Genomic DNA, 14,001 nt, shown 5'->3' with positions numbered 1-14,001 from the left:
TACCTTTGATTTACCCTCCTTCCGACCCGGCAGCTCTTGCCGGGCTGGTCCGCGCACCAGGCAAGATTTGCCGAGTGGGCGTCGAGTTGGTCTGCGCCTGCGTGGGGTCACCCCACGGCGAAAGGCGAAGCATTCAGCCCCAAGGGCTTAGTTGCGGAAGAGGCTCAGCAGTATCGAGCTGCCCTGATTGGCGATCGACAGCGCCTGCACGCCCAGCTGTTGCTTGGTTTGCAGAGCGGTCAGCTTGGCGCTTTCCTTGGCCAGGTCTGCGTCCACCAGGTTGCCGATGCCGGCCTCGGTCGAGTCCTGCAGCTTGTTGACGAAGGTCAGTTGACGCCCGACCGATTTGGACTGCGTGCCGATCGTGGCCAGGTCAGCGGTGATCTCGGTGATTGCCGCATCGACGATGGCTGTCGTGGCGCCGGCGCGGGCAGCAGTGCCGGCGGAGACGGCCGTGATCGGGGCGGCGGCCGCCTTGTCGGTCGTTCCGAAACCGATCTGATAGGTTCCGCCACTGACGTTGGTGGTGATGTTGGTGGCCGTTGTGGTGTTCCACAGGTTGACGCCGTCAAAGGTCGCGCCCTTCAACGCCGCGTCGATTTCCTTACCCAAGGCGTTGAAATCGGCCAGATATGAGGTTTCGGCAGCCGAGCCGGCGACCGACGATTGAATGCTGACGGCCAGCGACTTCATCTCTTCGAGGGCGGCGGTGATGGTGTCGCCGGCGGCCAGGGCCACATCGACGATCGACTGTCCGCGCTGAAGTGAATTCCGAACCGCATCCATAGCGCCCATGTTGGCGCGCTGGGTCGTCGCGATGGCGTAGATCGCGCCGTTGTCCTTGGCCGAGCCCACCTTCAGGCCCGTCGAGACACGGTTTTGCGTGCGCTCCAACATAGCGTTGGTCGCGTTGAGGTTTTGCAGCGCAACAGCGGCGCCGTAGTTCGTATTGATGCTCGTAGCCATTTTGGCTTTCCTGTTCACTTCGTGTGATGTCCGACGCCATTTTAGCGTCAGGAGCGTTTTGCTCGGTCTTCAGGAGAGCAAGGGCGGGGCCAGTCCAAAATTCGACGCCAGCCACACTCCGACATTGATTTCATTGAACTTATCTCAGCGGTTTGCGAAACGACCCGGCAAGCCTGCACACCAGGCGGCAGAAGTTGCCGAGTCGTTTTTGCAGGGCGTCAGTCGCGGCGTCGCACCTGCGCGTCCTGCATCGCGCGTTCGGCCAACAGGGTCTCGACCGCCAGCCGCCGCGCCCCGTCGCAGGTCACGATCTGGGCGCCGCGCAGCAGATAGGCCGCGTCCAGATCGCCGGCCGTCGGTTCAGCCGGCAGGGTCGCCAGCGCGCACGGGCGTGTCGCCACCGCCGGCAAGACCAGTCGCGCCGGCGCAACCGTCGAGATCGGGGGCAACGCGGCACAGTTCGCGGTCATGGTCGCGCAGGCGATCAGCGCGGCGGTTGTCCAAGGTTTGGTCGGCATCGTCGGCGCTCCTGCTCTGGGCGACGGCGGCCGTGGTCGCCCGGTCCGCCGCCCCCGTCATGTGGTGATAGTGATCGACGCGCTGGGCCTGAGCCGCGGCGCCTTCGATTTCGATGCGTCGGGCGTCAGCCTGCGCCGCCGCCACGGCAGTCGCATCCCGCGCCTGATTGCGCGCGGCCTCCAGACGCTTGTGCTGCAGGTTCAGCGGATCCCAGCGAAAGCCGAGCCCGCCCAGCAGGACGAACCCCAGCGCCAACGCTGTCGCACCCACCACCAGCCAGCCGAGCGGCGTCAGCGCCCGCAGTATCGATCCCGCGCTCATGGAAAGGCCTTTCGATCCAGCTCGAAATGCGGACCGTCCCGCAACGTCTTCCAGTCGCCGCCCCAGATCAGCGGCGTCTTGAGATCCCGCGCCGCCGCCTTGAACGCCTCGGCGATCCGGCCATACAGCGGCCAGTCCCAGCGCACCTGCCCTTCGACCAGTGCGGCGACATCGACGGCATAGCCCGTCAGATGGCGCGAGCGCGCGGTGCGGCTGGCGCCCGCCTTGACCAGGACAGCCTGACGTTCGACCGTTCGCAGTCCCTCGGTGATCATGAAATCCACGGTCGTGCGGGTGATGGCCGCCTCGACCACCGCAATCAGGGCCGGATGCACCCCGACGAGCCGTGCCCGCGACCGGCTGGACAGACGAAAGCTCATGGTCGGCCTCCGCTGATCCGCAGCCGCGCTGTGGCGATCAGGGTGATCAACTGCTGAGCGGTCGGCGCCACCAGATAGAGCACCAGGATCAGGGCCAGCAGGCCCATCAGCCCGTCCGTGATCCTGGGCAGCATATCAGCCGGCATCCGCCCGACCGTGCGCATCAACAGCACCCACAGCCCCGCGCTGACAGCGAAGACGTAGAGGCGACGAAACAGCCACCGCCCCTCCGCCAAGGGGATCGCACCCTGTTTGTGTCGGGTCATCGTTCGTCCTCCTCGTCATAGGTTTCGACGGCGCAGCGGCCGTCCCAGCCAAACTGGGCGCGCCATTCCCCGTCGCTGAGGCTGTCGGGCGCTTCCCATGCCTCAGCCTCCAGCACTTCGACCGGCTCAGCCGGATGTCCGCGCCGGCTCATCCGACGACCGTGATCAGAACCGCGCCCGAAGCGCCCGAACCGCCTTGGCCGCCGAAGGTCAGGCCCGCGCCGCCGCCGCCGCCCCCGGCCCCGAACAGAGCGCCTGAGCCGCCGGGACCACCCGCGCCGCTCGCTGATGCATCGCCGCCCCCGCCGCCGCCGCCGACCATCGACAACAGCGGCTTGGGCGAGGCCTGTCCCGCAGCGCCCGCGACGCCGCCGGCCGCGCGAAGGCCCGACCAGCCGCCCGCGCCGCCCCCGCCTCCGGCATAGGCGAGATTCGCCGCGCTTAGACCGCCCCCTGCCCCGCCGCCCCCCGGCCCGTCCGGGCAAAGGGTTTCTGAGCCCGTCGCCGCTGTCGCGGTTGTCGAAGAGCTCCCGCCGGGATTGGCGGGTCGCTGGCCGATACCGCCTGCCCCACCGACGCCAGAGCCGCCTGCGGTCCTGCCCGTCGCGCGCAACAGAACCGTGTCACCCGTCGCGACCTCACTATCGCCGCCCGAAACGCCGCCGATCCCGCCGGTGCCGACCGTGATCGTCAGGACGCCGTCCAGATCGTCGGCCGACCAGCGTCCTAGGCTCAGCCCGCCGGCGCCGCCTCCGCCGCCGCCGAGGCGCGACGCACCAGCCGCACCCGCCAGCCCTGCGCCCCCGCCGCCTCCGCCGCCCACGCACGTCGCCTCGACCCAGCGCGCCCAGGCCGGCAGGGCATAGTCGTCATCGCTGGTGAATAGCGTCGTCTCGCGCCGGACCGCGCCTTGATCGAAGCCGATACGCCCCGTCGCGCGATCCACGCGCCACACCGACCGCCATATCCCGGCGTCGTCGCAGGCCTTGAGGCTCAGGTCGTCGTCGCCGATCAGACCCAACTCTGCGCGGGCGGCATACCCGCTCTGGAACAGCAGCGACAGGACATCGCCCGCCGTCGCCTTATTCAGCATCAGGCGCAGGTCGCCGTCGCCGCCTTCCTCCTCGCCGCGCGCCGTGAACAGGGCGGCGTTGATCTTGGCCGCCAGGGGATTGGCTTCGTCGGCGGTCGTCCCGAGACCCAGCCGCGTTAGGCCCTGGACCTCGCCCAGTCGCTGCCCCAGCGTGATCCAGCCCTCATCGGCCCGCACCACCACGACGCCTTCATCCAGGACGCCGGCGATCATGCCGTCCGGCGTCGTCACGACGGTCCAGCCGCCGCGCTCGAACCGCATCAGGGCGCCGGCCGCCCGCCCGGCCCAGGCTGCGCCTTCGGCCTCTTGCGGCAGGATATAGAGATCGCCATCCGACGCATCGGCCGGCTGGATGACCGTCGTGCGACTGACCACCGCCGTCTGCAACAGGGCGTCCAGCCGAGTCAGGGCCGTATTCAGGGTCACATGCTTCTGCATCTGCCCCGCCGCCAGATAGGGCAGGTTAAGACGCGCGCTGAAATCGTCGCTCATTCTTCTCTCCGTTGTCGTGGAGATCAGTCTGGGCGCAGCCCTTCCTCAGGCCGGGAGACGGTCGGTGATTTGAATCAGGTCCTTGATTTCAGGCGGCTTAATTGCGGAGAAAACGATGGCTAGGCCGCCTCAGCCAGCGCATCTCAATCGTGCAGATAGATGATCCGCTTCAGCGTCTTGTCGTTTTGCACGCGGGCCTCGTGCATCTCGTGGTCGCCGGTGGCGCGCGCATTGGCCTCGGTGTCCTCGACCCAGTGGGTGCTTTCGATATGTTTTTGCAGCGCCCGCGCCGCCATCAGCTGTCCGGGAAAGAAGGTGTCGACGATGTCGCCTGCGATCGGCACCGTACCAGTGGCGGTGTCGATGGCCATATAGGCCCCCATCCGCGCCAGGGTCGCCGGCGTCGCCTTGGCCCGCACGGCCTGAAGCATCAGCCAGCCGCCCGTTCCGACCGTGTATGCCGTGCCGACGACCGGCACCCAGGTCAGCATGGCGTCCAGCCCCATGCCGAACGGGCCGATGCCGATGACCCGGTCCGACAGTTTCTTGACGCCCTCGACATTGGACCAGATGTTCTCGATATCCCGGATCGACCGTCTGGCCATGTCGCCCTCCAAAGCGTCGCCTTAACGCTGGGCGAGGCTTCCTGTTCAATCCGAGAGAAACGTCTTCGATGACCCTGATCAAGCTGGCGGCGAATGTGACGGCGAGCGCCCTGCTGCTGGGCTTGGCGGCTTTCGGCGCAGCGGCGCTCAGCGGCATCGGCCATCGCTGGGTGGATATCCTGGCGCAATTCACATCGCCGATGTTGCTGGCGGCCGTCGGCGTGACCGTGGTCTGTCTGCTCTTTCGCCTATGGCCGGCCTCGATCGTCGGTGGACTGGCGTGCGTGGTGCTGGCCCTGTCGGTCTGGCCGCAATGGACGCCGACGAAGGGCGTGCCCGTGCCTGACCAGCCTATCGTCCGGGTCTATTCGGCCAATCTGTATGTGTTCAACACCGATGTCGCAGCCATGCGCCGGTCCATCGCGGCCGCCGACGCCGATATCCTGGTGCTGGTCGAGTTGGGGCAGGCCCCGGCGTCGCGGCTGGACCAGTTGCTGCCGGACTATCCCCACCGCGTTCTGATCGGCCAGGCGCGCGCCGGCGACCACGCGCGCTCGATCATCGCCTCGCGCTATCCGATCCTGCAACGCCTGCCCGAACGTCCCGACGGACTCAGCGCCGTTGGCGCGACGGTTCAGGCGCCCATCGGCCCGATCAACGTCTTCGGCGTCCACCTGACGCGGCCTTGGCCTTATCAATATCAGTGGGGTCAGATCAGCCAGGTCATGGCCTTGGCCGAGCGCATGAAGGCCGCGCCAGACCATGCCGTCATTGCCGCCGGGGACTTCAACAGCGTCTCCAGCGCTCGTATCGGCAAACAAATCCAGTCCGACCTGGTCCTGATCCCCGCGCCCGGTTGGCCCGGCACTTGGCCCAGCCAGATTCCCGCCTTCGCTGGCATCACTATTGACCAGGTCTATCGCTCGCCGGATCTGGCCCTGATCACGCGCCGCCTGGGGAAGCCGACGGGATCCGACCACCGCCCCGTCATCACCGAGTTCACCCGCGCTCAGCCGCCGCGATAAGGGTCTTCAACCGCGCCTCATGCCCCTCGGCCGGGAAGTCGTCAGCGACCCAACCGTCCTCGAACGCCTTCAGCAACCGTCCTGTCTCCGGCCCTGGCGTCAGGCCCAGACGCGCCAGATCGCGCCCCCCCACCGGCATCTTGGGCGGCGTCCAGTCGGCGGCCAGCGCCCGCAGCCGCGCGCCGACGCCCGCACCGGCCGCCTGGGCGCGCATCAGCCGATCCTCGAACGCCCTGCGTCCCAAACGATAGATCGCCGCTCGCGCCTCGGCGTCGCTCATCGTCGGCGAAACCGCAGGCCCGTCCGCGACCGCCGCCGCCAGCCGATCTCGCACCGCGTTCGACAATCTCAGACCACCCGCGATCTCCGTCACACCTGCCGCATCTGCGGGCACCAAGGCCGACAGCCGCATCACAGGATCGTCGGTCAGGTCACACATCGCATCGAACAGCGCTAGCGGCTGCGCCTGCGGCAGCACCTGGGCCAGCACGCCGGTCTCGGCCATCGCCCGCACCGCCGCACGCGGGTCAGGCGCCGCCAGCAGTTTGAGCAGTTCCTTGGACACCCGCTCGGCCGACAGCTGCGCCATCCCGGCCTTCAGCGCCGCGCACGCCGCCAGTCCGATCGCGTCCGGCTCACCCCGCCCGTACCAGGCGTAGAACCGGAAGAAGCGCAGGATGCGTAAGTAGTCCTCGCGGATGCGCGTCTCCGCCTCTCCGACGAAAACGATGCGTCCCGCCGCCGCATCCTCCAACCCACCGCCGGTCGGATCGAACACCGTCCCTGCCGCATCGGCGTAAAGGGCGTTCAGCCGGAAATCCCGCCGCGCCGCATCCTCGGCCCAGTCCTCGGTGAAGGCGACCACCGCGCGGCGTCCGTCCGTCTCCACATCGCGGCGCAGGGTCGTGATCTCATAGGGACGCCGCTCCGACACGCCCGTCACCGTGCCGTGCTCGACGCCCGTCGGCACGGCTTTCAACCCGGCCGCGTTCAGCGCCGCCATCGTTTGTTCGGGCCGCAAGCGCGTGGCGATGTCGATGTCATCGACCGGATGCCCCAGCAGACTGTTGCGCACGCAGCCGCCGACGAACCGCGCGCAGCCCGGACCGCCCGCCGCTTCCAGCGCCCGCATCACCGCCCACGTCGCCTGGCTTTCCAGCCAGGGCTGTCCCTTCACAGAGACGCTCATGCCGCGTCCTCGTCGGCCGCCGCTTCTGGCGCAGCCTCGTCGCCATACAGCCGCGCGTGCAATGCCTTCAGAATCCCCGCCGTCACGCCCCAGATGTAGCGCTCGCCCCAGGGCATGGCCCAGAACCAGCGCCGCAAGCCCTCATCCAGATCGTAAAAGTCGCGACGATGGTTGGCGGCGTCCATCAGAAAGTCCCACGGCGTCTCGAACACCTCGGCGACCTCGTCCGGCGACGGCGTCGTGACCGGCGCCTCGCGCAGCCAGCCGATCACCGGCGTGACCAGAAATCCGGTCCCCGTCTCATAGGCGTCCGACAGGCCCAGCACCTCGACCGCCGCCGGGTCCAGCGCCAACTCCTCGTCAGCCTCACGCAGCGCCGCCTGAACTGCGGTCTCGTCGGGGTCGAGCCGGCCGCCCGGGAAAGCGATCTGCCCCGTGTGGCGCGCCAGGGTGTCCGCGCGCCGCGTCAGCAGCACCGTCGCGCCCTCGGGCCGCGCCACGATCGGGATCAGCACCGCCGCCGGCCGAAGTTCCTTGGCCGTCCGTGTCGCCTGCGGATTTAGGTCGAAGTCCGACCGCGCCGCGACCAATTCAGGCCGCCACGTCTCGACCGGCGCCAGCCGATCGACCAGCCGCGCCTTCAAGGTCTCCAGGCTCACGTCACCGCGCCCAGCGAGAAGATCTGGCCGCCCGACCGAACGACTAGGCGTCCGTCGACCTCTTGGGCCATTTCGACCATTTCATAGAAGACCGACCGTGCGATCCGAGCCCACAGATCACCGCGCACATGAATGCGCGGCGCCGGCTCGCCCGTCGTCGGATCGGTTTCGACGACGATGGGATCGGCTTCGCTCGCCGTAACCTCGTCGCCGACATCGGTGGTGAAAATCAGGGCGTCGCCCTCCCGCCGCATCGCGACAGCCCGGAACGGCAAATCCTCGACGGTGATCTGCAGCTTTTCGACCGGCGTGACCAGGTGATAGCCGTCCGGGTCCTTCCTCAGCACCGTCGAGAACAGCCGCACCAATTCCTTGCGGCCAATGGGCGAGCCTTCGTGCATCCAGACGCCGTCCGCCCGGATGACGATATCGATTTCGCCGCAATGCTCGGGATGCCACAGGTGGACCGGCGGCAGCCCCTTGCCGGGCGCCTGTTTGGCCGCCTCGGCGACAGCGTTCAGTCCTGACTTAGGATTATCCATCCCCGTGACTTAGGCCCCGCGAACCGTGCGGGAAAGGGTCAGCCGATGCGAACCGAGCCCGAAACCTGATCCACGCCGGTCCCCAGCCACAGAACACGACGACGATCCACAGGTCCGGGCAGGATCGCCTCAGGCGCAGGGGCGAATCCGAACCGCTCGAAATAGGCCGCGTCCCCGACCAGCAGCACGCCGCCGACGTCCAGCGTCCGTGCGTGATCCACGCACGCCTGAACCAGTTCGGCGCCCAGACCGTCGCTTCGCCGTCCGGCGTCCACCGCGATCGGTCCCAAAAACAGGGCCGAGGTGTCTCCAACCACGACAGGCCACAATCGCACCGAGCCCACCACTTCCCCGTCCCGCTTCACGACAAAGCCCGCGCTTGGCTGCGAACCTTCACGCAGACGCTCGGCCGTCTTGGCGAACCGTCCTGGCCCGAAGGCGGCCATGACCAGAGCCTCCACGCCTTCGGCGTCGGCCGGGGTCTCGGCTTCGATACGGCTTACGGCCGGAGGTATGGAAAGGGCGTGCGACATCGGCGCGCGCACCTAGAAGCAAAGCTGCGCCAAATCAAGGCAAGGCCTTCTGACGACCGCTTAACCCGCCTTGGAAAAGTCCGGCGCTCGCTTCTGCATAAAGGCCATGAAGGCCTCCATCGCCTCTGGGCTCTTCATCTGCGAACCGAACGCCTCGCCCTCGCGCTGCATCAGCGCCCAAATCCCTTCGGCATCGCGCATCAGGCGCTTGGTCTTGCGGATCGAGTTGGGCGCTCGGGCCGCCACCTTCGCCGCCAGTTCCGCCGCCGTCGCCTCGACCTGATCGGCCGGGACCGCGCGATTGGCGATGCCCCAGGCCAGGGCCGTCCGGCCATCCAGCGGTTCGCCCAGCGCAAACAGTTCGAAGGCCCGCTGATGACCGATCACGGCCGGCAACAGCAGGCTGGACGCCGCCTCCGGCGCCAGGGCCAGATTGACGAAGGGCACGGACAGCAACGCGTCCTCGGCCACCACCACCAAGTCGCAGTGCAGCAGCATGGTCAGGCCGATACCGACCGCCCGTCCCTTCACCGCCGCCACCGCCGGCTTGTCCAGGTCCGCCAGCGCCTTCAGGAAACGAAACACCGGCATGTCGCCCGGCCCCGCCCCTTGCGAGCCCAGGGCGATGAAGTCCTGAATGTCGTTGCCAGCCGAGAAGCTGTCGCCCTCCGCGCGCAGCAGCAGCACCCGCACCGCATCGTCGGTCCCCGCCCGCTCCGTCGCCTCGGCCAAGGTCGAATACATGGCCTGGGTGATGGCGTTCTTCTTGTCGGCCCGGTCCAGGGTGACGGTCAGGACGCCGTCGGCCAGTTCGCTGCGGATATGTTCGCTCACGTCGTTTCCTCGTCCTGTGCGACGGCGCTCCACCAATCGACGCCGCTCTCGTCGCGCGTCCGTCGAGCGCGGCCGCGCCTTTCCAGATAGTTCAGGTGCGCCTGGGCCTCGCCCGTGGCCATACCCAGCACCCCGTCCCCGACCGCTCGACCGAAGACGGCGGAGAAGCCGTCGATCACCCTAGACGGTTGACGCAACGTCCGCTCAAGCCGTTTCAGCGCGACCTCATGCCCTCGCTTCAGGGCATCGAGCCGCGCGTGGACGCCATAGAAGGGTTCTCCATGCGCCGGCAGGACGAACGCGCCCTCCGGCAGCAGCGCCCTCAGCTTGTCCAGCGAGTCCATCCAGTCTCCCAGAGGGTCGGCTTCCGGCTCCGTCGACCAGACCGAAACATTAGACGAAATGCGAGGCAGGATCTGATCCCCGGCGATGAAGACGTCGTCCGACCGCCGCCACAGGCAGACATGCTCCGGGCTGTGGCCTGACCCGACGACCACGCTCCAATCGTCTCCACCGATCTGAACAATGTCGCCGTCGGACAGTCGCAGATAGCTGCGCGGCATCGTCGCCACGCCCTTGCCGAACCCGCCGTAGTCGGCCCGCCAGCGCGCGATCTGCTCATCGCTCCAGCCTGCGGCGCGATAGTATCGCTCGCCGTCCGCCGGCGCATCGCCTGCCTCCTCGGCCATCAGCATCCTCGCGGTCACATACTCCAGTCGCGACATCAGCAACGGCGCGCCCGACCGCTCACATAGCCAGCCCGCCAAGCCGATATGGTCGGGATGCATATGGGTGCAGATCAATCGCGTCACGGGTCTGCCGCCCAGCGCGCCATCCAGCGCCGTCTTCCACGCAGCAACGGTCGCCGATGCCTTCAAACCCGTATCGACGACGACCCAGCCGTCGCCGTCCTGGACCGCATAGACATTCACATGATCCAGTTGAAACGGCAGAGCGAACCTCAGCCACAGCACGCCGGGCGCGACCTCGATCGCCTCGCCCGCGCCGGGCACGGCGTCGAACGGATAGGTCAGCCCCCGCCCATCCTTCGCGGCCGTCGTCGGCGCCGTTCCATCAGCCAAGTCAGTCTCCAATCGAAACGCGCAGATACTTAGCCCGTGTCCCTTGCCGCCGTCCACACTCGCCTTGACCGCGTGCCAATACGACGTCACGTAGTCGGTAGTGACAAATCTGGGTGTCGATATGAAAGCTCGAATATTCGCCGCAGCGACAGCGCTCGTTTTCAGCGCGATTTCCGTGTCTGCCTTTGCGCAAACGACGCCGTCAACGGGGTATGGGCCTGCAGGATCTCGAAACGGGATCGAAGCCCCCAGCGAGCGGGTGACACCGTCGCGTGTTCAGCGCCCCAGCAACAACCAACCGCGACGCGAGCGTCAACCGGCACCGCCCACGGCAGAAGAGATTTTGGCGGCCGCGCAGCAACAAGCCACCTTGGCCAGCGCCAACTGTCAGGTCAGTGAAGCCAAGCTGCTTGGGCAAACCGCCGACAAGACGTCGGTGTATGAAGTAGCCTGCGCCACGGGTCCTGGCTTCATCATCGAATCGAAGACACCACCGTCCGCGACCAGCTGCATTGCGCTCGCCTATTCGGCGCGCGTGGCACGTGAACGCGATCCCGCCGCCGATGTCGGCCTGCAATGCACGATCGCCGCCAACACCGACACCGACAAGTTCTTGCGCGAATACGCCCAACAGGCCGGCGTTTCTTGTGCGGTCGATCAGACCAAGGTGCTGGGACAGTCCAACGGCGGTGTTGTGGTCTACGAAATCGGGTGCTCCGACGGTCCGGGCTTCTGGATCAGGCAAGACGCCGGCGTTTGGAGCAAGACGCCGTGCCTTCAGGTCCTGGCCGAGAACGGCGCCTGCGAATTCACGACCACGGCCGAAAACGCCACCTTCGTAAAAACGCTCCTCGCTGGCTCGGAAGCCGCATCCTGCAACGTCGTCGAAGCCCGTCTGATGGGGCAGAACGCAAACGGCATGTTCTATGAAGCCAAGTGTGAAGGGGCCGATGGCGTCATCGCCCGCGTGAACGCCGAAAACGCGGTTCAGCAAATCTACCCTTGCGCCACCGCCCAGCGGATCGGCGGGGGCTGCAAGCTGACAACAGCGCCTGCCGCTGCTGCGGCGCCCGCCGGCGGGCGCCTCTAAGACAGTCAAAAGACTGAATCCAAGGGCCGTCGGAGCGATCCGGCGGCCCTTTTCTTTTGCGCCCTCTTTTCCAAAACCGAGACGCAGCCTAGCGTCGCCGTCATGCGCATCGCCACCTGGAACGTGAACTCCGTCAACGCCCGTCTGCCCACCGTCCTGGCGTGGCTGGAGCAGGCCGCCCCCGACGTCGCCTGTTTCCAGGAGATCAAATGCGTGGACGAGAAGTTCCCGCGCGAGGCTTTCGAGAGCCTGGGCTACAATGTCGAGACCCACGGGCAGAAGAGCTACAACGGCGTCGCCCTGCTGTCGAAGTATCCGCTGTCCGACATCCGACGCGGCCTGCCCGGCGACGAGACCGACGAACAGGCGCGCTACATCGAGGCCTTGGTCGAGGCGCCCCGACCCATTCGCGTCGGCGCCATCTATCTGCCGAACGGCAATCCGATCGGGACCGAGAAGTTCGACTACAAGCTGGCCTGGTTCGACCGGTTGAACCGCCATGCCCGGGATCTGCTGGCGTTCGAGGAGCCGCTGGCCCTTTGCGGCGACTACAACGTCATCCCCGAGGCCGAGGACGCCAAGAATCCGGCCGCCTGGACCGACGACGCCCTGTTCCAGCCTCAGAGCCGCCAGGCATTCCGCGCGCTCAAGAACCTGGGCCTGGCCGACGCGCACGAGATCGGCGGCGAACCCGCCGGAACCTACACCTTCTGGGACTATCAGGCCGGCGCCTGGCAGCGCGACCATGGCATCCGTATCGACTTCGCCCTGCTGTCGCCCCAGGCGGCCGACCGGTTCCGGGGGATCGAGACCCATCGCGACGCGCGCGAAATGGAAAAACCCAGCGACCACGTTCCCGTCGTGGTCGACATTGATCTAGAGGCCTGACGACCATGGCCGACGTCTTGCGGGTGGTGTTGCTGATCGCCCTCGCGGCGGCCCTGCTGACGACCCTGGCCCTGGCGCTGTCGTGGTGGATGGAGCCGTCACGCCGCCTGCACCGCGCTATGCTGAAGACCCTGGGCGCCGCGCCGGAGGTCGAGGCCTTGTCACCGGGCGAAGGTCGCGCCTGCGCCCTGAATTTCGACGTCGAACAGGTCGTCGTGCTTTGGGCCAACGGCGCCCATGGCCTGGTCTACGCCTTCGATGAGGTCGAGGGGGGAGAGATCATCGTGGACGGCCACGTCGTCGCCCGCATTCGCCGGGGCGAGGCGCGCAAGTCGCTGGACGTGCTGGCCCCCGACGCCGAACAGGTCGTGCTGCGCCTGATGTTCGCCGACGCCCGCCACCCGGAGTTCGAACTGGCCCTGTGGGACGCCGCCCTGCCCGTCCAGACCGGCTCGCCGGGCGAGGCGCTTCGTCTCGGCCGCCGCTGGTTGTCGCATCTGGAGGCCCTGCTGAAGGGCTGAGACGCCGCATGGGCCTTTCAGTCGCCGCGATGCGGCGTTAGAAGCCCGGCTCACTCCTAACCGACACGCCTTTATCAGGGAGGCCGCCTTGGCCCGCCTTTTCGACGCCTATATCGTCGCTGACTGGACCGCCGCCGAAACCAAGAAGCTCGGCGACACCTCGCTGTGGATCGGCGTGGCCAAGCGCGACGTGCGTTTCCGCCTCTATACCGAGACGCACAATGTCGCGACCCGGGCCGAGGGCGAAGCCCTGCTGGCCTCGATCCTGGCGGACCACAGAAAGCGCGGCGACCGGGTGCTGGTCGGCCTGGACTTCAACTTCGGTTATCCCGTCGGCACGGCCGCGCGGCTGAAGTTGGACGGAACCCCGTGGCAAGCCATGTGGAAATTCATCGCCTCGAACGTCGTGGATAAGGCCGACAACACCAACAACCGCTATCAGGTCGCGGCCAAGATGAACCGGCTGATGACCGACGAGGCCTGGCCTCTGTGGGGCGCACCCGCCAAACAGGCCCAGCGCTGGTTGACCACGACCAAACCGCCCGCAGGCTCCGGCGCCGACATCCCCGAGTTCCGCGCCACCGAAAACGCGGCTCGCAAGGGCCGGCTTCAGCCCAAGAGCGTGTGGCAGATGCACGGCGCCGGCGCCGTGGGCGGCCAGACCCTGGTCGGCATCCCGGCTGTGCGGCGGCTTCTGGAAAGCCTCGGCCCGTCAGGCGCCGTCTGGCCGTTCGGCACCGGCTGGCGCGCGCTGACGCCCGAGGACGTGGAACCCTTGTCGGCCCTGGTTGTCGAGGTCTGGCCGTCGATGCACGAGACCAAGCCTCAACCCGGTGAGTTCAAGGACCAGGCCCAGGTTCGCTCCACGGCCGAGGCCCTCGCCCGGATGGACGAGGCCGGCGACCTCGCCAAGGCGTTCGCCCCGCCCAAGGACGCCACGCCGGAACTGATCGCTCAAGTCGAACAGGAAGAAGGCTGGATCCTGGGCGTCTAAAA

19 protein-coding genes are annotated in these 14,001 nt (G+C 67.4%); 5 read left to right on the top strand and 14 right to left on the bottom strand.

Annotation, left to right across the window (positions count from 1 at the left end; translation table 11 throughout):
* Positions 1-147: 147 nt before the first annotated feature.
* The 8 genes from ASF81_RS09545 to ASF81_RS09515 form a co-directional block, all read right to left on the bottom strand.
* On the bottom strand, positions 148-966 hold the full coding sequence (locus tag ASF81_RS09545) for a flagellin (RefSeq protein WP_055808061.1): 819 nt from the start codon (positions 964-966) through the stop codon (positions 148-150).
* A 218-nt stretch (positions 967-1,184) separates the two neighbouring features.
* Positions 1,185-1,367 carry a hypothetical protein gene (locus ASF81_RS09540; RefSeq protein ID WP_197458562.1) on the bottom strand — a complete coding sequence of 61 codons (183 nt, stop codon included), beginning with the start codon at positions 1,365-1,367 and terminating at the stop codon, positions 1,185-1,187.
* The gene (locus ASF81_RS09535) at positions 1,327-1,806 is read right to left on the bottom strand and encodes a hypothetical protein (protein WP_082503516.1); all 480 of its coding nucleotides are present in this window, start codon (positions 1,804-1,806) and stop codon (positions 1,327-1,329) included. The genes ASF81_RS09540 and ASF81_RS09535 overlap by 41 nt, the downstream gene beginning before the upstream one ends.
* On the bottom strand, positions 1,803-2,186 hold the full coding sequence (locus ASF81_RS09530) for a M15 family metallopeptidase (RefSeq protein WP_055808057.1): 384 nt from the start codon (positions 2,184-2,186) through the stop codon (positions 1,803-1,805). Before ASF81_RS09530 ends, ASF81_RS09535 begins: the two co-directional genes overlap by 4 nt.
* Positions 2,183-2,452, bottom strand: coding sequence for a hypothetical protein (locus tag ASF81_RS09525; RefSeq protein WP_055808055.1), 270 nt, complete (start codon positions 2,450-2,452; stop codon positions 2,183-2,185). The genes ASF81_RS09530 and ASF81_RS09525 overlap by 4 nt, the downstream gene beginning before the upstream one ends.
* On the bottom strand, positions 2,449-2,604 hold the full coding sequence (locus ASF81_RS15065; protein WP_156355834.1) for a hypothetical protein: 156 nt from the start codon (positions 2,602-2,604) through the stop codon (positions 2,449-2,451). Before ASF81_RS15065 ends, ASF81_RS09525 begins: the two co-directional genes overlap by 4 nt.
* Entirely contained in the window at positions 2,601-4,037 is a 1,437-nt protein-coding gene (locus ASF81_RS09520) for a DUF2793 domain-containing protein (protein ID WP_055808052.1), read from the bottom strand. The genes ASF81_RS15065 and ASF81_RS09520 overlap by 4 nt, the downstream gene beginning before the upstream one ends.
* A 143-nt stretch (positions 4,038-4,180) precedes the next feature.
* Positions 4,181-4,642 carry a DUF4112 domain-containing protein gene (locus ASF81_RS09515; RefSeq protein WP_017504140.1) on the bottom strand — a complete coding sequence of 154 codons (462 nt, stop codon included), beginning with the start codon at positions 4,640-4,642 and terminating at the stop codon, positions 4,181-4,183.
* Positions 4,643-4,710: 68 nt separating this feature from the next.
* Here ASF81_RS09515 and ASF81_RS09510 point away from each other — a divergent pair, with 68 nt between their 5' ends.
* Entirely contained in the window at positions 4,711-5,667 is a 957-nt protein-coding gene (locus tag ASF81_RS09510; RefSeq protein ID WP_055808051.1) for an endonuclease/exonuclease/phosphatase family protein, read from the top strand.
* On the opposite strand, the gene ASF81_RS09505 is transcribed toward ASF81_RS09510, so the two are convergent.
* Genes ASF81_RS09505 through ASF81_RS09480 form a run of 6 tightly spaced genes read right to left on the bottom strand, consistent with a single transcriptional unit; the run spans position 5,642 to position 10,506 of the window.
* Positions 5,642-6,856 carry a CCA tRNA nucleotidyltransferase gene (locus ASF81_RS09505; RefSeq protein WP_055808049.1) on the bottom strand — a complete coding sequence of 405 codons (1,215 nt, stop codon included), beginning with the start codon at positions 6,854-6,856 and terminating at the stop codon, positions 5,642-5,644. The genes ASF81_RS09510 and ASF81_RS09505 overlap by 26 nt on opposite strands.
* Entirely contained in the window at positions 6,853-7,515 is a 663-nt protein-coding gene (locus tag ASF81_RS09500; protein ID WP_055808046.1) for a CoA pyrophosphatase, read from the bottom strand. Before ASF81_RS09500 ends, ASF81_RS09505 begins: the two co-directional genes overlap by 4 nt.
* On the bottom strand, positions 7,512-8,057 hold the full coding sequence (locus tag ASF81_RS09495; protein ID WP_055808044.1) for a DUF1285 domain-containing protein: 546 nt from the start codon (positions 8,055-8,057) through the stop codon (positions 7,512-7,514). The genes ASF81_RS09500 and ASF81_RS09495 overlap by 4 nt, the downstream gene beginning before the upstream one ends.
* Before the next feature lie 38 nt (positions 8,058-8,095).
* Entirely contained in the window at positions 8,096-8,590 is a 495-nt protein-coding gene (locus tag ASF81_RS09490; protein ID WP_055808042.1) for a GNAT family N-acetyltransferase, read from the bottom strand.
* A gap of 60 nt (positions 8,591-8,650) precedes the next feature.
* The gene (locus ASF81_RS09485; RefSeq protein ID WP_055808040.1) at positions 8,651-9,424 is read right to left on the bottom strand and encodes an enoyl-CoA hydratase; all 774 of its coding nucleotides are present in this window, start codon (positions 9,422-9,424) and stop codon (positions 8,651-8,653) included.
* Positions 9,421-10,506 carry an MBL fold metallo-hydrolase gene (locus ASF81_RS09480; protein WP_055808039.1) on the bottom strand — a complete coding sequence of 362 codons (1,086 nt, stop codon included), beginning with the start codon at positions 10,504-10,506 and terminating at the stop codon, positions 9,421-9,423. Before ASF81_RS09480 ends, ASF81_RS09485 begins: the two co-directional genes overlap by 4 nt.
* Before the next feature lie 100 nt (positions 10,507-10,606).
* Between ASF81_RS09480 and ASF81_RS09475 the strand changes: the two genes are divergently transcribed.
* The 4 genes from ASF81_RS09475 to ASF81_RS09460 all read left to right on the top strand — a co-directional run bounded on the left by ASF81_RS09475 (position 10,607) and on the right by ASF81_RS09460 (position 13,999).
* Positions 10,607-11,596: a hypothetical protein gene (locus ASF81_RS09475; protein ID WP_235559300.1), complete on the top strand. Its 990-nt coding sequence runs from the start codon at positions 10,607-10,609 to the stop codon at positions 11,594-11,596.
* A gap of 102 nt (positions 11,597-11,698) precedes the next feature.
* A complete protein-coding gene (gene xth / locus ASF81_RS09470) occupies positions 11,699-12,484 on the top strand; it encodes an exodeoxyribonuclease III (protein WP_055808034.1) in 786 nt (261 codons plus the stop codon).
* 5 nt (positions 12,485-12,489) lie between these two features.
* Entirely contained in the window at positions 12,490-13,005 is a 516-nt protein-coding gene (locus ASF81_RS09465) for a hypothetical protein (RefSeq protein WP_055808032.1), read from the top strand.
* Positions 13,006-13,093: 88 nt separating this feature from the next.
* The gene (locus ASF81_RS09460; RefSeq protein ID WP_055808030.1) at positions 13,094-13,999 is read left to right on the top strand and encodes a hypothetical protein; all 906 of its coding nucleotides are present in this window, start codon (positions 13,094-13,096) and stop codon (positions 13,997-13,999) included.
* Positions 14,000-14,001: the final 2 nt, after the last annotated feature.

Origin of the sequence: Brevundimonas sp. Leaf168 (assembly GCF_001423685.1) — a bacterium.
GTDB lineage: Bacteria > Pseudomonadota > Alphaproteobacteria > Caulobacterales > Caulobacteraceae > Brevundimonas > Brevundimonas vesicularis_C.
Note: the sequence above shows the minus strand (reverse complement) of the source record. Positions and strands in the feature narration are given on the sequence as shown.